The sequence below is a fragment of the Rhizobium sp. ZPR4 genome, from assembly GCF_040215725.1.
GTDB lineage: Bacteria > Pseudomonadota > Alphaproteobacteria > Rhizobiales > Rhizobiaceae > Rhizobium > Rhizobium rhizogenes_D.
In genome coordinates, this window is record NZ_CP157967.1 from 3721476 (window position 1) to 3734522 (window position 13047).

At 61.8% G+C, this 13047-nt stretch carries 15 protein-coding genes and 1 other RNA gene; 6 read left to right on the plus strand and 10 right to left on the minus strand.

The window, feature by feature from the left end:
* Positions 1–83: 83 nt before the first annotated feature.
* The 5 genes from ABOK31_RS17825 to recR form a co-directional block, all read right to left on the minus strand.
* Complete coding sequence (locus ABOK31_RS17825; RefSeq protein WP_174178503.1) at positions 84–776, minus strand: RNA-binding protein; 693 nt, start codon at positions 774–776, stop codon at positions 84–86.
* Complete coding sequence (gene nusA / locus ABOK31_RS17830) at positions 773–2383, minus strand: transcription termination factor NusA (protein WP_113348110.1); 1611 nt, start codon at positions 2381–2383, stop codon at positions 773–775. Before nusA ends, ABOK31_RS17825 begins: the two co-directional genes overlap by 4 nt.
* Before the next feature lie 62 nt (positions 2384–2445).
* Entirely contained in the window at positions 2446–3054 is a 609-nt protein-coding gene (gene rimP / locus ABOK31_RS17835) for a ribosome maturation factor RimP (RefSeq protein ID WP_349956984.1), read from the minus strand.
* Between the two features lie 159 nt (positions 3055–3213).
* Positions 3214–4473 (minus strand): lytic murein transglycosylase, encoded by a 1260-nt coding sequence (locus ABOK31_RS17840; RefSeq protein WP_349959017.1) that lies wholly within the window; start codon positions 4471–4473, stop codon positions 3214–3216.
* Between the two features lie 216 nt (positions 4474–4689).
* Positions 4690–5295 carry a recombination mediator RecR gene (gene recR / locus ABOK31_RS17845; RefSeq protein WP_349956986.1) on the minus strand — a complete coding sequence of 202 codons (606 nt, stop codon included), beginning with the start codon at positions 5293–5295 and terminating at the stop codon, positions 4690–4692.
* 57 nt (positions 5296–5352) lie between these two features.
* Between recR and ABOK31_RS17850 the strand changes: the two genes are divergently transcribed.
* Entirely contained in the window at positions 5353–5976 is a 624-nt protein-coding gene (locus ABOK31_RS17850; protein ID WP_349956988.1) for an MOSC domain-containing protein, read from the plus strand.
* 2 nt (positions 5977–5978) lie between these two features.
* On the opposite strand, the gene ABOK31_RS17855 is transcribed toward ABOK31_RS17850, so the two are convergent.
* Together ABOK31_RS17855 and ABOK31_RS17860 are read right to left on the minus strand one after the other, a co-directional pair.
* Positions 5979–6590: a LysE family translocator gene (locus ABOK31_RS17855; RefSeq protein WP_349956989.1), complete on the minus strand. Its 612-nt coding sequence runs from the start codon at positions 6588–6590 to the stop codon at positions 5979–5981.
* Positions 6591–6685: 95 nt separating this feature from the next.
* Positions 6686–7222 (minus strand): alpha/beta hydrolase, encoded by a 537-nt coding sequence (locus ABOK31_RS17860; protein WP_174178493.1) that lies wholly within the window; start codon positions 7220–7222, stop codon positions 6686–6688.
* A gap of 113 nt (positions 7223–7335) precedes the next feature.
* Between ABOK31_RS17860 and ABOK31_RS17865 the strand changes: the two genes are divergently transcribed.
* Positions 7336–7812 carry an Lrp/AsnC family transcriptional regulator gene (locus tag ABOK31_RS17865; protein ID WP_174178491.1) on the plus strand — a complete coding sequence of 159 codons (477 nt, stop codon included), beginning with the start codon at positions 7336–7338 and terminating at the stop codon, positions 7810–7812.
* A gap of 117 nt (positions 7813–7929) precedes the next feature.
* Here the strand turns inward: ABOK31_RS17865 and ABOK31_RS17870 are convergent, their stop codons facing one another.
* The 3 genes from ABOK31_RS17870 to ffs form a co-directional block, all read right to left on the minus strand.
* Entirely contained in the window at positions 7930–8253 is a 324-nt protein-coding gene (locus ABOK31_RS17870; RefSeq protein WP_047635820.1) for a YbaB/EbfC family nucleoid-associated protein, read from the minus strand.
* Between the two features lie 98 nt (positions 8254–8351).
* Positions 8352–10226: a DNA polymerase III subunit gamma/tau gene (locus tag ABOK31_RS17875; protein WP_349956991.1), complete on the minus strand. Its 1875-nt coding sequence runs from the start codon at positions 10224–10226 to the stop codon at positions 8352–8354.
* A gap of 66 nt (positions 10227–10292) precedes the next feature.
* An RNA gene (ffs, locus tag ABOK31_RS17880) (signal recognition particle sRNA small type) lies at positions 10293–10390 on the minus strand.
* A 91-nt stretch (positions 10391–10481) separates the two neighbouring features.
* On the opposite strand from ffs, the gene ABOK31_RS17885 reads away from it, so the two are divergent.
* From ABOK31_RS17885 to ABOK31_RS17900, 4 genes are all read left to right on the plus strand, one after another.
* Complete coding sequence (locus ABOK31_RS17885) at positions 10482–10892, plus strand: HIT family protein (protein ID WP_349956993.1); 411 nt, start codon at positions 10482–10484, stop codon at positions 10890–10892.
* Entirely contained in the window at positions 10889–11848 is a 960-nt protein-coding gene (gene nudC / locus ABOK31_RS17890) for an NAD(+) diphosphatase (RefSeq protein WP_174178485.1), read from the plus strand. Before ABOK31_RS17885 ends, nudC begins: the two co-directional genes overlap by 4 nt.
* 13 nt (positions 11849–11861) lie before the next feature.
* A complete protein-coding gene (locus ABOK31_RS17895; RefSeq protein ID WP_075856776.1) occupies positions 11862–12548 on the plus strand; it encodes a YafY family protein in 687 nt (228 codons plus the stop codon).
* A gap of 82 nt (positions 12549–12630) precedes the next feature.
* On the plus strand, positions 12631–12858 hold the full coding sequence (locus ABOK31_RS17900; protein ID WP_174178430.1) for a hypothetical protein: 228 nt from the start codon (positions 12631–12633) through the stop codon (positions 12856–12858).
* Positions 12859–13047: the final 189 nt, after the last annotated feature.

The following is a 13047-nucleotide window of genomic DNA, read 5'->3' on the forward strand; positions in this document are numbered from 1 at the left end:
GACAGGGCTCGGAAATGTCCGTCAGACCCTGTCGTTCAATGCATGTACCTTAATGAGGCGTCCGGCAAAGGCCGGTGACCGCGTCATTGTTTTCGCCGGCCAGCGCCGCCCGTTGCCCGGGACTGACCGCCGTTGCGGTACCGTTCGAGCAGGTTTGCGCGCTTCACTACACCCTCACCCGCCTGCCCTGCAAGCGCTGCGGCATGGATAAAAGCATTCTGGCCCATCAGTTCGTCCATTTCCGCCTCCGTAAAGACACGGAAGGACGGTATTTCCGCTTCGGTCTCCATGCCGAGATGCCAGGCCTTGCGAGCCTGGTCTATCTTGCGCACGCCATCGGCGGCGGCGTTCATCGCATGGAACACGGCAAGTGCCGAGCCGTTGCGAACGGCGCCATCCACCTTCGACGAGCCGGATACGAACTGGCCCGCCTTGCGTGCCATGTTCATCATCCCAGCCAGTTGCGCCGCAAGCAGGCGGTCGACGGTGGCACCGAGATCGCTCGGCGCGGCCACCTCCGCCTTCAGGGCGCGGGAGAACAACTTCTTTGCCACTGCCTTGTCCACGAGCGCCCGGTCGACCTTGACCCAGCACCCACGTCCCGGCAGCTGCCGCTTCAGATCCGGAACGACGGTTCCGTCCGGAGCGGCGACGAAGCGGATCAGCTCATCCGGCGATCCGCTTTCGCGTGTTACGATGCACATACGGCCATTTTCGCCATCACCCGCAAGATCGTCGTCTTCGGGTGCAGCCTTCGGCCCCTCTGCGCTCATCATGCTTCCTGCTCGGCCTCGCCTTCACCTTCCGATGCCTCTTCGGCTTCGGTAGCGAGATCGGCTTCGGTGATCCAGCCGGCCAGCAGGCGGGCCTGCACGACCATCTGCTCAGCTTCGACGCGCGAAACTTCGAGCTTTGAGAACAGACCTTCGAACTTCTTCGTCTCGCCGTTCTTGCGCTCGGACCAGCCGACGAGGTCGTCGGCGGCGCAGCCGGCGAAATCTTCGATCGTCTTGATGCCGTCTTCGCCAAGCGCGACCATCATCTGCGCCGTCATACCGTTGATCTCGCGCAGCTCGTCGGAAACGCCGAGCGCCTTGCGCTTCTCGTCCATCTCGGCTTCGAGCTTCTCGAGATATTCGCGGGCGCGGGTCTGGATTTCCTGAGCGGTGTCTTCATCGAAGCCGTCGATCGAGGAGATTTCATCGAGATCGACGTAAGCCAGTTCCTCGACGGCGGCAAAGCCTTCGGAGGCCAGAACCTGGCCGACCATTTCATCGACGTCGAGCGCGTCCATGAACAGGTTCGTGCGTTCGTTGAATTCCTTCTGGCGGCGCTCCGATTCCTCGGCTTCTGTCATGATGTCGATGTCCCAGCCGGTCAGCTGCGAGGCGAGACGGACGTTCTGGCCGCGGCGGCCGATGGCGAGCGAAAGCTGCTCGTCCGGAACCACGACTTCGATACGCTCTGCGTCCTCATCGAGAACGACCTTGGCGACTTCGGCCGGCTGCAGCGCGTTGACGACGAAGTTCGCCGGCTCGCTGGACCAGGGAATGATGTCGATCTTTTCGCCCTGCAGCTCGCCGACGACGGCCTGGACGCGCGAACCGCGCATACCGACGCAGGCGCCGACCGGATCGATCGACGAGTCGTTCGAGATGACGGCGATCTTGGCGCGCGAGCCGGGATCACGGGCAACCGACTTCACCTGGATGATGCCGTCGTAGATTTCGGGCACTTCCATGGTGAAGAGCTTGACCATGAACTGCGGATGCGTGCGCGACAGGAAGATCTGCGGACCACGCTGTTCGCGACGAACGTCGTAGACGTAAGCGCGAACGCGGTCGCCGTAGCGGAAGTTTTCGCGCGGGATCATCTCGTCGCGGCGGATGATGCCTTCACCACGGCCGAGGTCGACGATGACATTGCCGTATTCGACGCGCTTGACGGTGCCGTTGACGATCTCGCCGACGCGATCCTTGAATTCGTCGAACTGACGGTCACGCTCGGCTTCGCGCACCTTCTGCACGATGACCTGCTTTGCCGACTGGGCGGCGATGCGGCCGAAATCCATCGGCGGCAGCGGATCGGCGATGAAATCGCCAAGCGCTGCGTCCGGGTTGCGGTCGCGGGCCAGCTCCAGCGGGATCTGCGTGGAATAGTCCTCGGCCTTCTCGACCACTTCGAGCAGACGCTGCAGACGAATCTCACCCGTCTTCGGGTTGATGTCGGCGCGGATGTTCGATTCCGTACCGTAACGCGAGCGCGCGGCCTTCTGGATCGCATCCGCCATTGCGGCAAGCACGATCTCGCGGTCGATGACCTTTTCGCGCGCCACTGCATCTGCGATCTGCAGAAGTTCTAGCCGGTTCGCACTGACTGCCATTGTATTAGTCTCCGTCTTCCTGCCTTCTGGGTTCCCGTTCCGTCAGGCGGTTCGTTGATCGGTTATTCTTCGTCGTCGTCCGCTTCGTTCTGGTTCGCTGCCTCGGCTTTCGCCAGCTTGTCGGCGCGCAGCGCGTCGCGGATGAGATCGTCCGTCAGGATCAGCTTGGCTTCGGCCAGCGTGCTGAACGGAATGGTCACCTTCGGCTCCTCGCCATAGGCAACCTGGTCGCGCTCGATCGTGAAACCATCATTGTCGACGGCGGCGATCTTGCCGCGGAAACGCTTGCGGTTGTCAACGAGGATCGACGTTTCGCACTTGACGATATGGCCGATCCAGCGCTGGAAATCCGACTTGCGCACCATCGGGCGGTCGATGCCCGGCGAAGATACTTCAAGATGATACGCCTTATCGATCGGATCTTCCACATCCAGAACCGGCGAAATGGCCGTGGAGACCTCTTCGCAGTCCTCGACGGTCATCGTGCCGTCGTTGCGCTCGGTCATGACCTGCAGCGTCAGGCCGTTCAGATTGAGGAGACGCACGCGCACCAGACGGAAGCCCATGCCCACAAGGACGGGCTCGATGATGGCGGCGACGCGCTGATCAAGGCCGGTTTCGACGATCAGCCTGGGTTCATTGGTATTGTCTGCGTTTGTCACGTCCGACAAGCATTCACTCCTGCATTGTTCATGCATTGGGAGATCGCGCTAATAAAAAAGAGCGGGTCCTTGCGGCCCACTCTTCATCACGCGATCAAGAATTTGAAGCCGATATAAGCCCCTTTCCGGCAAATTGCAAGGCATTCGCGCCGAAAGCTGTCCGCGCTGCTATTTCAGGACGCCCAGCATCGAACTGTCCGGATAGCAGGTGGGCTTCATGCCGCTCTTTTCCTGCCACTGGCCGATCGAGCGCCTGGTCTTGTAGCCGGGCAGGCCGTCGGTCCCGCCGACATCGTAGCCTTTGTGCTCCAGAACCTTCTGCATGTTGGCGACATCCGAGCGCAGCATCTTGCCGACATCGCCCCATTTTTCCTGGAAGGCGCCGCTACCATTGGCGATGCGGTCGGCGAGGTTGCCGATATAGAGGCCGTAGAGGTCGGAATTATTGTATTCCTTGATGACGTAGAAATTCGGCGTGACGATGAATTCCGGCCCGTCGCGGCCGGCCGGCACTAGCATCATGCCGCTCGCCCGCATTTCGTCCGACGGAAACGCCTTGCCGGAGACGCGTGCGATCCCGAGCGACGCCCATTGCGAAACCGGCTTGGCGAGATCAGGCCCTTCCTGTGCGCAGGAGACGTTTTGAGGGATGGTCACTTCGTATCCCCAGCCACGACCGCGTTGCCAGCCCTTCTGAACCATATAGTTGGCTATGGAAGCCAGCGTGTCCGGCACCGAGGTCCAGATGTTGCGATGGCCGTCGCCATCGAAATCGACGGCATATTTCAGATAGTTGGTCGGCATGAATTGCGGTTGGCCAAGAGCGCCCGCCCAGGAGCCCTTGAACTGATCCGGCGTCACGTCGCCGTGCTCGAGGATGCGCAGCGCCGCGATGAGCTCGTTGCGGAACATGTCCTTGCGGGTCGACATGAACGCCTTGGTCGCAAGCACCTGGATCGCCGAATTCGGCAGCTTGGCGGCCCCGAAGCCGGTTTCTCGGCCCCAGATGGCGAGCAGGATCGGCCCCGGCACGCCATAGGTCTTCTCGATCCGCCGCAGCACCGGCCCATATTGCGAGGCAAGGCTCCGTCCCGTCGTGGCGAGCTTCTGCAGCCGCGCCTCGTTGAAATAGGGGGCGGGCGAGGAGAACTCGGCCTGGGTCTGCGCCTGTTGCTTCGGCTTCGGGAAGCCCGGCGGCTCGAGGTCAGGCAGATCCCAATTCAGCGTCACGCCGGTAAAGGCGGCCTGGAAGGTCTTTTCCGAAATCCCGGCCTTCTGTGCGTCCGGCCAGAGATCCTTCTGTATCCAGGTCTGAAACTGTGCCTCGACATCGGCCTTCGAGGCGGCGAGAGCGGGGAGGGGGAGAAGCGTAAGGAGGAGGATGAGCAGCCGCAGAATATGCCGCGAGATACCCCCCTCTGTCCTTATCGGGACATCTCCCCCACAAGGGGGGAGATCGTTTGCGGCGCGCTTCACGCCATATCGATGGTCAGAAGTTTCCGCGGACACAATATTGGTTTGAGGCACGTCGGCGCTACGAGCAACCAATCTCCCCCCTTGTGGGGGAGATGTCAGCGAAAGCTGACGGAGGGGGGTGTGCACTCTCCTCATGCTCAGTCCTTTATATCTTCGCGAAAAATCGCCTCAAATCGCCGTCCGTGCTCTCAACGCCGCCGCCAGCGTGCCTTCATCCAGATAGTCGAGCTCGCCTCCAACAGGTACGCCATGGGCAAGACGGGTGATCTTGACCTCGAGGCCGTCGAGCTGATCGGTTATATAGTGTGCTGTGGTTTGCCCCTCGACCGTCGCATTGACGGCGATGATGACTTCGCGGACACCGCCTTCGCCAACGCGGGCAACCAGCCCGCGAATGTTGAGATCGTCCGGTCCGACGCCGTCGAGCGGCGACAGCACGCCGCCTAGAACGTGATAGGCAGCGTTCATCGCGCCTGATCGCTCCAGTGCCCAGAGGTCCGAGACATCTTCGACGACGATGATGACCGATTGGTCACGCCGGTCGTCCGTGCAGACGGTGCAGGGGTCGACGGTATCGACATTGCCGCAGTGCGAGCAGATCTTCACCTTGTCATAGGCCTCGCCCATGGCATGGGACAGCGGCCCGAGCAGCTGGTCCTTCTTCTTGATCAGATGCAGTGCCGCGCGCCGCGCCGAGCGCGGCCCGAGCCCAGGCACCTTCGCCAGAAGCTGGATGAGTTTTTCGATTTCGGGGCCGGTGACTCGCTTTGCCATGGGAGGCTTTTAGCTCATATGCTCAAGGAACGGAATCACGGAAGGGACGGTTGAGCGATGAAAATTCTGGCCGTTTGCCTCGGCGCTCCGGAAACGCTGCCGGGCAAGAAAATGAAGACCGGCATCAACAAGCATGCGGTCAACGGCGCCGTGATGATCGACACCGAGGGTCTGCTCGGCGACACCATCTGCAATCGCGAATATCACGGCGGTCGCGATCAGGCCGTCTATGTCGAGGGTTCGCTGACCTTGGACTGGTGGGCGAAGGAACTCGGACGCCCGCTGGAGCCCGGCGCCTTTGGCGAGAATCTCATTGTCGAGGGCCTGGACAATTGCACCGTCGCCGTCGGCGATAGATTCATAGCCGGCGATCTGGTTTTGGAGGTGACCTCGGCACGCACCCCTTGCGCCACCTTTGCCGCGAAGATGGGCGATCCCCTGTTCGTCAAATTCTATTCCCGTGCGGGTCGCCCCGGCATCTATTGCCGGGTGCTTACCTCTGGCACCGTGAGTGCCGGTACGCCGGTCGCCTATGTGCCTTATGCCGGCGGACGGGTGACCATGCCGGAGCTGATGGCAACGTTTGGCAGGCGATTATCGCCGGTGGATCGGGCGCGTTACCTTGCGGCTCCGATCCATTACAAGCTGCGGGCGACGCTCGATAACGACGCTGGCGTCTAAGCTTATCGCATGGCGATGGCGACGGCCGCACCCGCCATCGTGCCGGCACTGGCGCGATTGGCGATGCGCACGGCGCGGCGGCTCTTGAGGAAGGTCCGGGCCTTTGCCGCCAGCATCGCCCATGAGAGGTCGATAACGATCAGCACTACGAACATCGTCGCCACCAGCTCGGCCCAGCCGGAGATCGTCACACCGTGCAGATCGATGATCGAGGGCAGCAGCGCCACATAGAAGACCATGATCTTCGGATTGCCCATGGTGACGGTGAAGCCGGCAAGGAAAAGCCGCACGGCCGATTGCTCGTTCGGCAACTGCTCTTCCGCAGCGTCGGAAGCCGCAAACCACATCTTCCAGGCAAGATAGAGCAGATAGGCAACGCCGAGCCACTTGATCACCACGAAGGCGAGGTGGAAGGTTTCGGCGATGGTCGCAAGGCCGGCAACGGCGCAGGTCAACCAGATCGCCTCGCCGAGCCACATGCCCGAGAGGAAGGGCAGCACGTTGCGCGCGCCCTTCGTCAGCACGCGCGCCACCAGCGCGGCAATGTTCGGCCCCGGCGATCCCGCCGCAATGAACAAAGCGCCGGCAAAAACAAGCAGCGTCGACAGGCTCATCGCATTCCCTCCGAGCAGGCAGACCAGACGATATCTGGAAGGCGAGATTGAGAGATAGCACCCCGGCCCGGCTTTTCCAAACGCCTGATTTGCATTCAGCCGAGCTGCGCGCGAAAGCGCTCGAAGATCGCCTTGCCTTCCGGCCAGTCGCCCAGGCCGGATGCGGCGTTGACATGGCCGCGCGGCCCGACATCGACGAAGGCGCTGCCCCAGATTTCGGCGCTCCGACGCGCATGATCGAAGGAGCCGAACGGATCGTCGGTGCTGGCGACAAGCAGGGACGGAAAAGGCAGCCGCTTCAGCGGCGGGTTTGCAAAGCTGCCGGCCTCGGCAAGATAGATTTTCCCCGTCGGATCTGGCGCAGCCACCATGAATGCGCCACGGATCGCGCTTGTCGTTGACGGAGCCCAATGGGCGATCAACTGGCAGGCAAGACTGTGCGCGATCAGGATCGGCGGCGTTCTGGAGCGCGAGATTTCCCTCTCCAGCGCGGCAATCCAGTCCGTGAGTATCGGCCTGTCCCAGCTCGACGGCTGGAAACGGCGCATGATCGGATCATCCCGTTCCCAAAGCGTTTGCCAGTGACCTTCACCTGAGCCGTCGAGCCCCGGTAGCGTGATGATATCGCTCATCTCTATTCTTTCTCCATAGTCCCGAATGGAGAAAAGCTGACATGTCGGGTTGCCGATTGACATTGCAATCCATCGGATAAAACTTTCACCAACCGATGAATTGAAGGTGGGCAATGGATATCATCGAAAGAGGTTTGGATCCGACGGATCTGTCGATCATCGAGATTTTGCAGCAGGATGGGCGAATCTCGGTATCGGAGCTTGGCCGCCGGGTCGGTCTATCGCAGCCGGCAGCCTCGGAGCGGCTGAAGCGATTGGAAGAGCGTGGCGTGATTGCCGGTTATCGCGCGGTCGTCGATCCCTCAGCTGTCGGGCTCGGCATGATGGCGGTCATCCGTCTCAGGACCACGCATGAGCACATCCGGCCCTATCTGAAGCAATTTTCCGAAATGCCCGAGATAATCGAGGTCTTGAGGCTGACGGGCGAGGATTGCTTTATGCTCAAGGTTCTCGTGCCGACGCCATCTGATCTTGAAACCATCGTCGATTCCATTGCCCGCCATGGGGCCGTGACGACGTCGCTGGTGCTGCGAAATGAGCCAATAAAGGCGATCGGCCGCGATCTCATTCGCAAAGCCGCCGCCCGCTGATGGAAGAGGGGCACCGCAATTCCAGGAAAAGTGTATAGCGGTTTTCCGCTTGGAATTGCGTAGAAGCAAAAAATAGAGCGTTTTCGCGATTCGAAGAAACGCGGAAAGGCTCTAGTCTCAGAACGGCAGCTTGAAGCCGGGCGGGATCGGCAGGCCAGCCGTCAGTTCGCGGGTCTTTTCAGCGGCGATCGCCTCGGCCTTTTCCTGGGCATCCTTGTTGGCGGCGACGATCAGGTCTTCGAGGATCTCGACATCGTCTTCCTTGAAGAGCGAGGGATCGATCTTGAGGCCGAGCATCAGGCCCTTGCCGTTGACGGTGACGGTGACGAGACCGCCGCCGGCCTTGCCTTCGACGCGAATGTCGGCGATCTCCGACTGCATCTTCTCCATCTTCGCCTGCATTTCCTTCACTTTGCCCATCATGCCCATGATGTCGCGCATCGTCTTTGGTCCTTCTTCTGCAAGTGTCTGTATGCTCAGCCGGGATATATCGCCAACGGCCTCAGGCCGATGCGGTTCCGTAAACGGCCATCCTAGCGTTAGAATTCGATATCGTCGCCCGGTAGAATATCGCCGTCAACGGATTCGGCGGCGGCGGGAGGCGCCGTAACTTCCTCTTCGTCTTCCGTCTCGGGTGCCCGCACCCGCACGTCGATGATCTTTGCGCCTGGAAACTGCGCCAGGATCGCTGCGACGTCGGGGTCCTGGCGTGCATCGGCGACACGCTGTTTCTGAGCGTTCGCTTCGGCTTCGACCAGCGTCGGCTGGCCTTCCTCGCGGCTGAGGCTGACGATCCAGTGGATGCCGGTCCATTCCTTCAGCTTGACGGCAAGCTCGTTCAAAAGCGTGCCGGGCGCGCCCGGCGTGAGGCTGACATCGAGCCGGCCCGGCTCCAGTTTGACGGGGCGCACAAAGGTTCGCACCAGCGCCTTCAGCTTCGGATCGCGCTTCTGGCTGGCGAGTTCGGCGATGTCGGCCATCGAATTGACCGGCACGAGTGGTTTCGGCGCTTCGACCGGCTTCGGCTCGATACGTCCGAAGGGTTGCGAATCCGGCTGGGCACTCGGCACGGCACGCAGCATGGCGACCGGTGCGGAGGGCGTGGGCCGCGGCGCAGATGTTTCGACCGCACGCGCCATGGCGCTACCCTGATAGGATACCGCGCCGCCGCCGTTACCGCCGCTTGGGGCGGGCGATGGGCGCGAACCACCATTACCATCGGAAAACTCGGCAAGCCTGCGGGCGGCATCTTCCGGTGCCGGCAGATGGGCTGCATGTGCCAGCCGGATCAACACCATTTCGGCAGCGCCGGCCGTGCGAGAAGCGTTTTCCGTCTCGGTGATGCCTTTGAGAAGCATCTGCCAGATGCGGGAAAGTGCGGTTACGGCGACCCCTTGCGCGAATTCCGCCGCTTTCGTGCGCTCGATTTCGCTGAGCGACGGATCGTCGGCGGCATCGGGCACATATTTGAGGCGGGTCACGAGATGGGTGAAATCGGCAAGGTCGGTCAAGACGACGACGGGATTGGCGCCGGCCTCGTACTGGCTGTTGAATTCGGCAAGCGCTGCCGAAACATCGCCTTTGACGACATGGCCGAAGAGATCGACGATGCGGGCGCGGTCGGCGAGCCCGAGCATCCCGCGCACGGCATCGGCGGCAACGAAACCGCTGCCATGGGCGATCGCCTGGTCGAGCAGCGACAGGCCGTCGCGCGCCGAGCCCTCGGCGGCGCGGGCGATCATGGCGAGCGCTTCCGGCTCGGCCTCGATGCCTTCCTTGCCGGCAATGGTGGTGAACAGCCCGACGAGATCGGAGGCGCTGATGCGGCGCAGGTCGAAGCGCTGGCAGCGCGACAGCACCGTGATCGGCACCTTGCGGATTTCGGTGGTGGCGAAGATGAACTTCACATGCTCGGGCGGCTCTTCGAGCGTCTTCAACAACCCGTTGAAGGCGGCCGTCGACAGCATGTGCACTTCGTCGATGATGTAGACCTTGTAGCGCGCCGAGACCGGCCGGTAGCGCACTTGCTCGATGATCTCCCGGATATCGTCGATACCGGTGTGCGAGGCGGCGTCCATCTCGATGACGTCGACATGCCGGCCTTCCATGATCGCCTGGCAGTGGTCGCCGGGTTCACGCAGGTCGATTGTCGGCCGATCGATGTCGGCGGTCTTGTAGTTGAGGGCGCGCGCCAGAATGCGGGCGGTCGTGGTCTTGCCGACCCCGCGGACGCCGGTCAGCATATAGGCCTGGGCAATACGGCCGGTTTCGAACGCGTTGGTCAGCGTGCGAACCATCGGCTCCTGGCCGACCATAAGATCTGTGAAGTCCTTGGGTCTGTATTTGCGGGCCAGCACCCGGTAACCGGTGCCGGTCGAAGCGGCATCTTTTGCTTGTCGCTCGGTGTCGCTCATCGCCCTGCTTGTTGCCCGGTGCCTAGCTTGTTGCCCGGCGAAAGCCGGGTCTTGCTTTCGGAAAGGGTGGGAGGCTGGCACGAATGACCCGTGCCGGGCTCGTTAGGGCTGCTTCCTTCCGGACCTGACCCGGTTGGCGAGTGGCTCGTCCACCACCAACCTCCCGGATGCACATATCGGCAATATCGCCATCAAAAGCAAGCCAAGGTCAAAAAAAACTGCTAAACATTTGATAAAACAATGGAGGATGCCCCCTTGAAGGAGTTTACGCTCGACGATCGTCTGGCGAATGACAGCGTTTCTGTCGCGATCACAGGCCTTTGCGACGTCAGGCTGATGAAGGATCGCCGCTGGCCATGGCTTGTGCTGATCCCCCGCAGGCCCGACAAATCGGAGGTTTTCGAGCTGACCCCGCTCGACCGGATCCTGCTGACCTTCGAAACGGATAAGGTCGCAAGCGCCCTGAAGACGGTGACGGGCGCTGCAAAAATCAATGTCGGGGCACTTGGAAATATCGTCCGTCAGCTGCATGTTCATGTCATCGCGCGGTTCGAAGGTGATGCCAACTGGCCAGGCCCGGTCTGGGGCTACGGCAAGGCGGAACCCTATTCGGACGAAGACATGAACAGCCTCATAGCCAAGTTGCGGGAAACGCTTTCACAATGAGCCATTCCATCTTTTCCTCGGATGCCCCGCATCCGGAACCAAGCAGTCTCACCGCCTTTGCGGAAAACCAGCTCAACCGGGATGCCGAGCATCGCGACGAGGAATCGATCAAACATGCGCTCGCCAAGGAAGGCACCCATATCCTGGCTTTCGCCCAGGATCGTCTGGTGTTGAAGCATGACGGCCAGGTGCTCGACCCGCTGTTTGCCCGCTACGAGCTGAAGGATCTCGATCCGAATTGGGATGAGGCCGTGCTGCTCGGATACCGCAAGACCGGCGAGCCCCGGCTTGCCGTGCCCGTGCGCGTCAATGCCGACGAGCTTGCCTGCCAGTACAAACCGGCCGACATGCGCTCGCTCTGGCGCGATCTGCTGCTGGAAGGCGAAATCCTCGGCGAAGCCGCGCAGGGCATGAGCCTTCTCCGCTGGAATGGCGACAACCGCTTCTGCGGCCGTTGCGGATCGGTCATGGAAAGCCGCATCGGCGGCTACAAGCGGGTGTGCACGGCTTGCGAACACATGATCTTCCCGCGCACCGATCCGGTGGTCATCATGCTTGTTATCGACGAGGAGAAGAACCTCTGCCTGCTCGGCCGCAGCCATCATTTCGCGCCGGGCATGTATTCCTGTCTCGCCGGTTTCGTCGAGCCGGGCGAAACCATCGAGAACGCGGTGCGCCGCGAGACGCATGAGGAATCCGGCATCCATACCGGCCGCGTGCGCTATCATGCATCCCAGCCCTGGCCGATGCCGCATTCCCTCATGATCGGCTGCTACGCCGAGGCGAAGTCGAGCGAAATCCACATGGATGAGGCCGAGCTGGAAGATTGCCGCTGGTTCACCCCGGAAGAGACGCTTGCAATGCTCGACCGCGTCTCGGCATCCGGCAACACATCTCCACCCAAGGGCGCCATTGCCCATCGCCTGATGCGCGACTGGGTGGAATGGAAACGCTAGGTCTTGTCGCGTCATGGCCCGCTCGGAACGCTTGCTGACGCTGTTGCAGACATTGCGGCGCTATCGCCGTCCGGTCAGCGGCGCCGTGCTGGCGGAGGAGACCGGCGTCAGCCTGCGCACGCTCTATCGCGATATCGCCAGCCTGCAGTCGCAGGGCGCCATGATCGAGGGCGAGCCGGGTATCGGCTATGTCCTGAAGCCCGGCTTCATGCTGCCGCCGATGATGTTCTCTCAGGATGAGATCGAGGCGCTGGTTCTGGGATCGCGATGGGTGGCACGCGCCACTGACGCCCGTCTGGCGGCCGCCGGCGCCGATGCGCTCGCCAAGATCGCCGCCGTGCTGCCCGCGGACCTTCGCGATGCGGTCGACCAGGCGGCGGTGGTCGTCGGTACGCGTCGTATCACGGAAGACAAGGCCGATCTTTCCCTGATGCGCAAGGCGATCCAGACGGAGCGCATGGTGCAGCTGACCTATGGCGACGTGAACGGTGCCATCTCGACCCGGCGCATCTGGCCTTTCGCGCTCGGCTATTTCGACAATGCGCGCATCATCATGGCCTGGTGCGAACTGCGTCAGGATTATCGCCATTTCCGCGCCGACCGTATCGTCGATTTCGCGGTGCTGGAGGCGCGTTACCCGCGCCGCCGTGTCGCCCTCGCCAGAGAATGGCAGGCGCGGGAAGGCATGGTCCACAATTGATCCGGCGACGCGATACTACTGCCAGAAACTGTCAGTAGGTACGACTATGATGGGTCTATCCAATCAGGAAGGAGGACCGATCATGGCAGCCAATGTTTTCACCTTAACGAAACAAGCGCATCGCGGTGGCGCCGAGGCGCGCGAAGACGGATATCCGGCGTGGCCGGCTCGGCTCTCGCAGATTGCGCTTGGCTATTTCACCCGCCGCTGGAATCGTCTCGATATCGACGAGGCGCCGAGTTCCGTTAAGCGCGATCTGGGATTCCTGGACGGCTGCGCCCCTTACCGGGAGGAAGACCGGATGCGCTGACGCGAGCCGCAGAAGCTCGTCGCGACCTCCGCGATAACGACTACGCACAATCAAAAAACCAAGTGCAGCAAGCTGATACGAACAGCGTGATGCGTTCTGGAAACTCGCCTGCATAAGATCTGACCATGCACTGACAAAGCCATCCCTGGCGGGCGCCGCTCCGCTCGCCGGACTGCCTGCGCATGCCCG

Coding starts and splice junctions, on each gene's coding strand:
- ABOK31_RS17825 (WP_174178503.1), bottom strand. CDS start 776: ATGATGAGCGCAGAGGGGCCGAAGGCTGCACCCGAAGACGACGATCTT.
- nusA (WP_113348110.1), bottom strand. CDS start 2,383: ATGGCAGTCAGTGCGAACCGGCTAGAACTTCTGCAGATCGCAGATGCA.
- recR (WP_349956986.1), bottom strand. CDS start 5,295: ATGGCAAAGCGAGTCACCGGCCCCGAAATCGAAAAACTCATCCAGCTT.
- ABOK31_RS17850 (WP_349956988.1), top strand. CDS start 5,353: ATGAAAATTCTGGCCGTTTGCCTCGGCGCTCCGGAAACGCTGCCGGGC.
- ABOK31_RS17855 (WP_349956989.1), bottom strand. CDS start 6,590: ATGAGCCTGTCGACGCTGCTTGTTTTTGCCGGCGCTTTGTTCATTGCG.
- ABOK31_RS17860 (WP_174178493.1), bottom strand. CDS start 7,222: ATGAGCGATATCATCACGCTACCGGGGCTCGACGGCTCAGGTGAAGGT.
- ABOK31_RS17865 (WP_174178491.1), top strand. CDS start 7,336: ATGGATATCATCGAAAGAGGTTTGGATCCGACGGATCTGTCGATCATC.
- ABOK31_RS17870 (WP_047635820.1), bottom strand. CDS start 8,253: ATGCGCGACATCATGGGCATGATGGGCAAAGTGAAGGAAATGCAGGCG.
- ABOK31_RS17875 (WP_349956991.1), bottom strand. CDS start 10,226: ATGAGCGACACCGAGCGACAAGCAAAAGATGCCGCTTCGACCGGCACC.
- nudC (WP_174178485.1), top strand. CDS start 10,889: ATGAGCCATTCCATCTTTTCCTCGGATGCCCCGCATCCGGAACCAAGC.
- ABOK31_RS17895 (WP_075856776.1), top strand. CDS start 11,862: ATGGCCCGCTCGGAACGCTTGCTGACGCTGTTGCAGACATTGCGGCGC.
- ABOK31_RS17900 (WP_174178430.1), top strand. CDS start 12,631: ATGGCAGCCAATGTTTTCACCTTAACGAAACAAGCGCATCGCGGTGGC.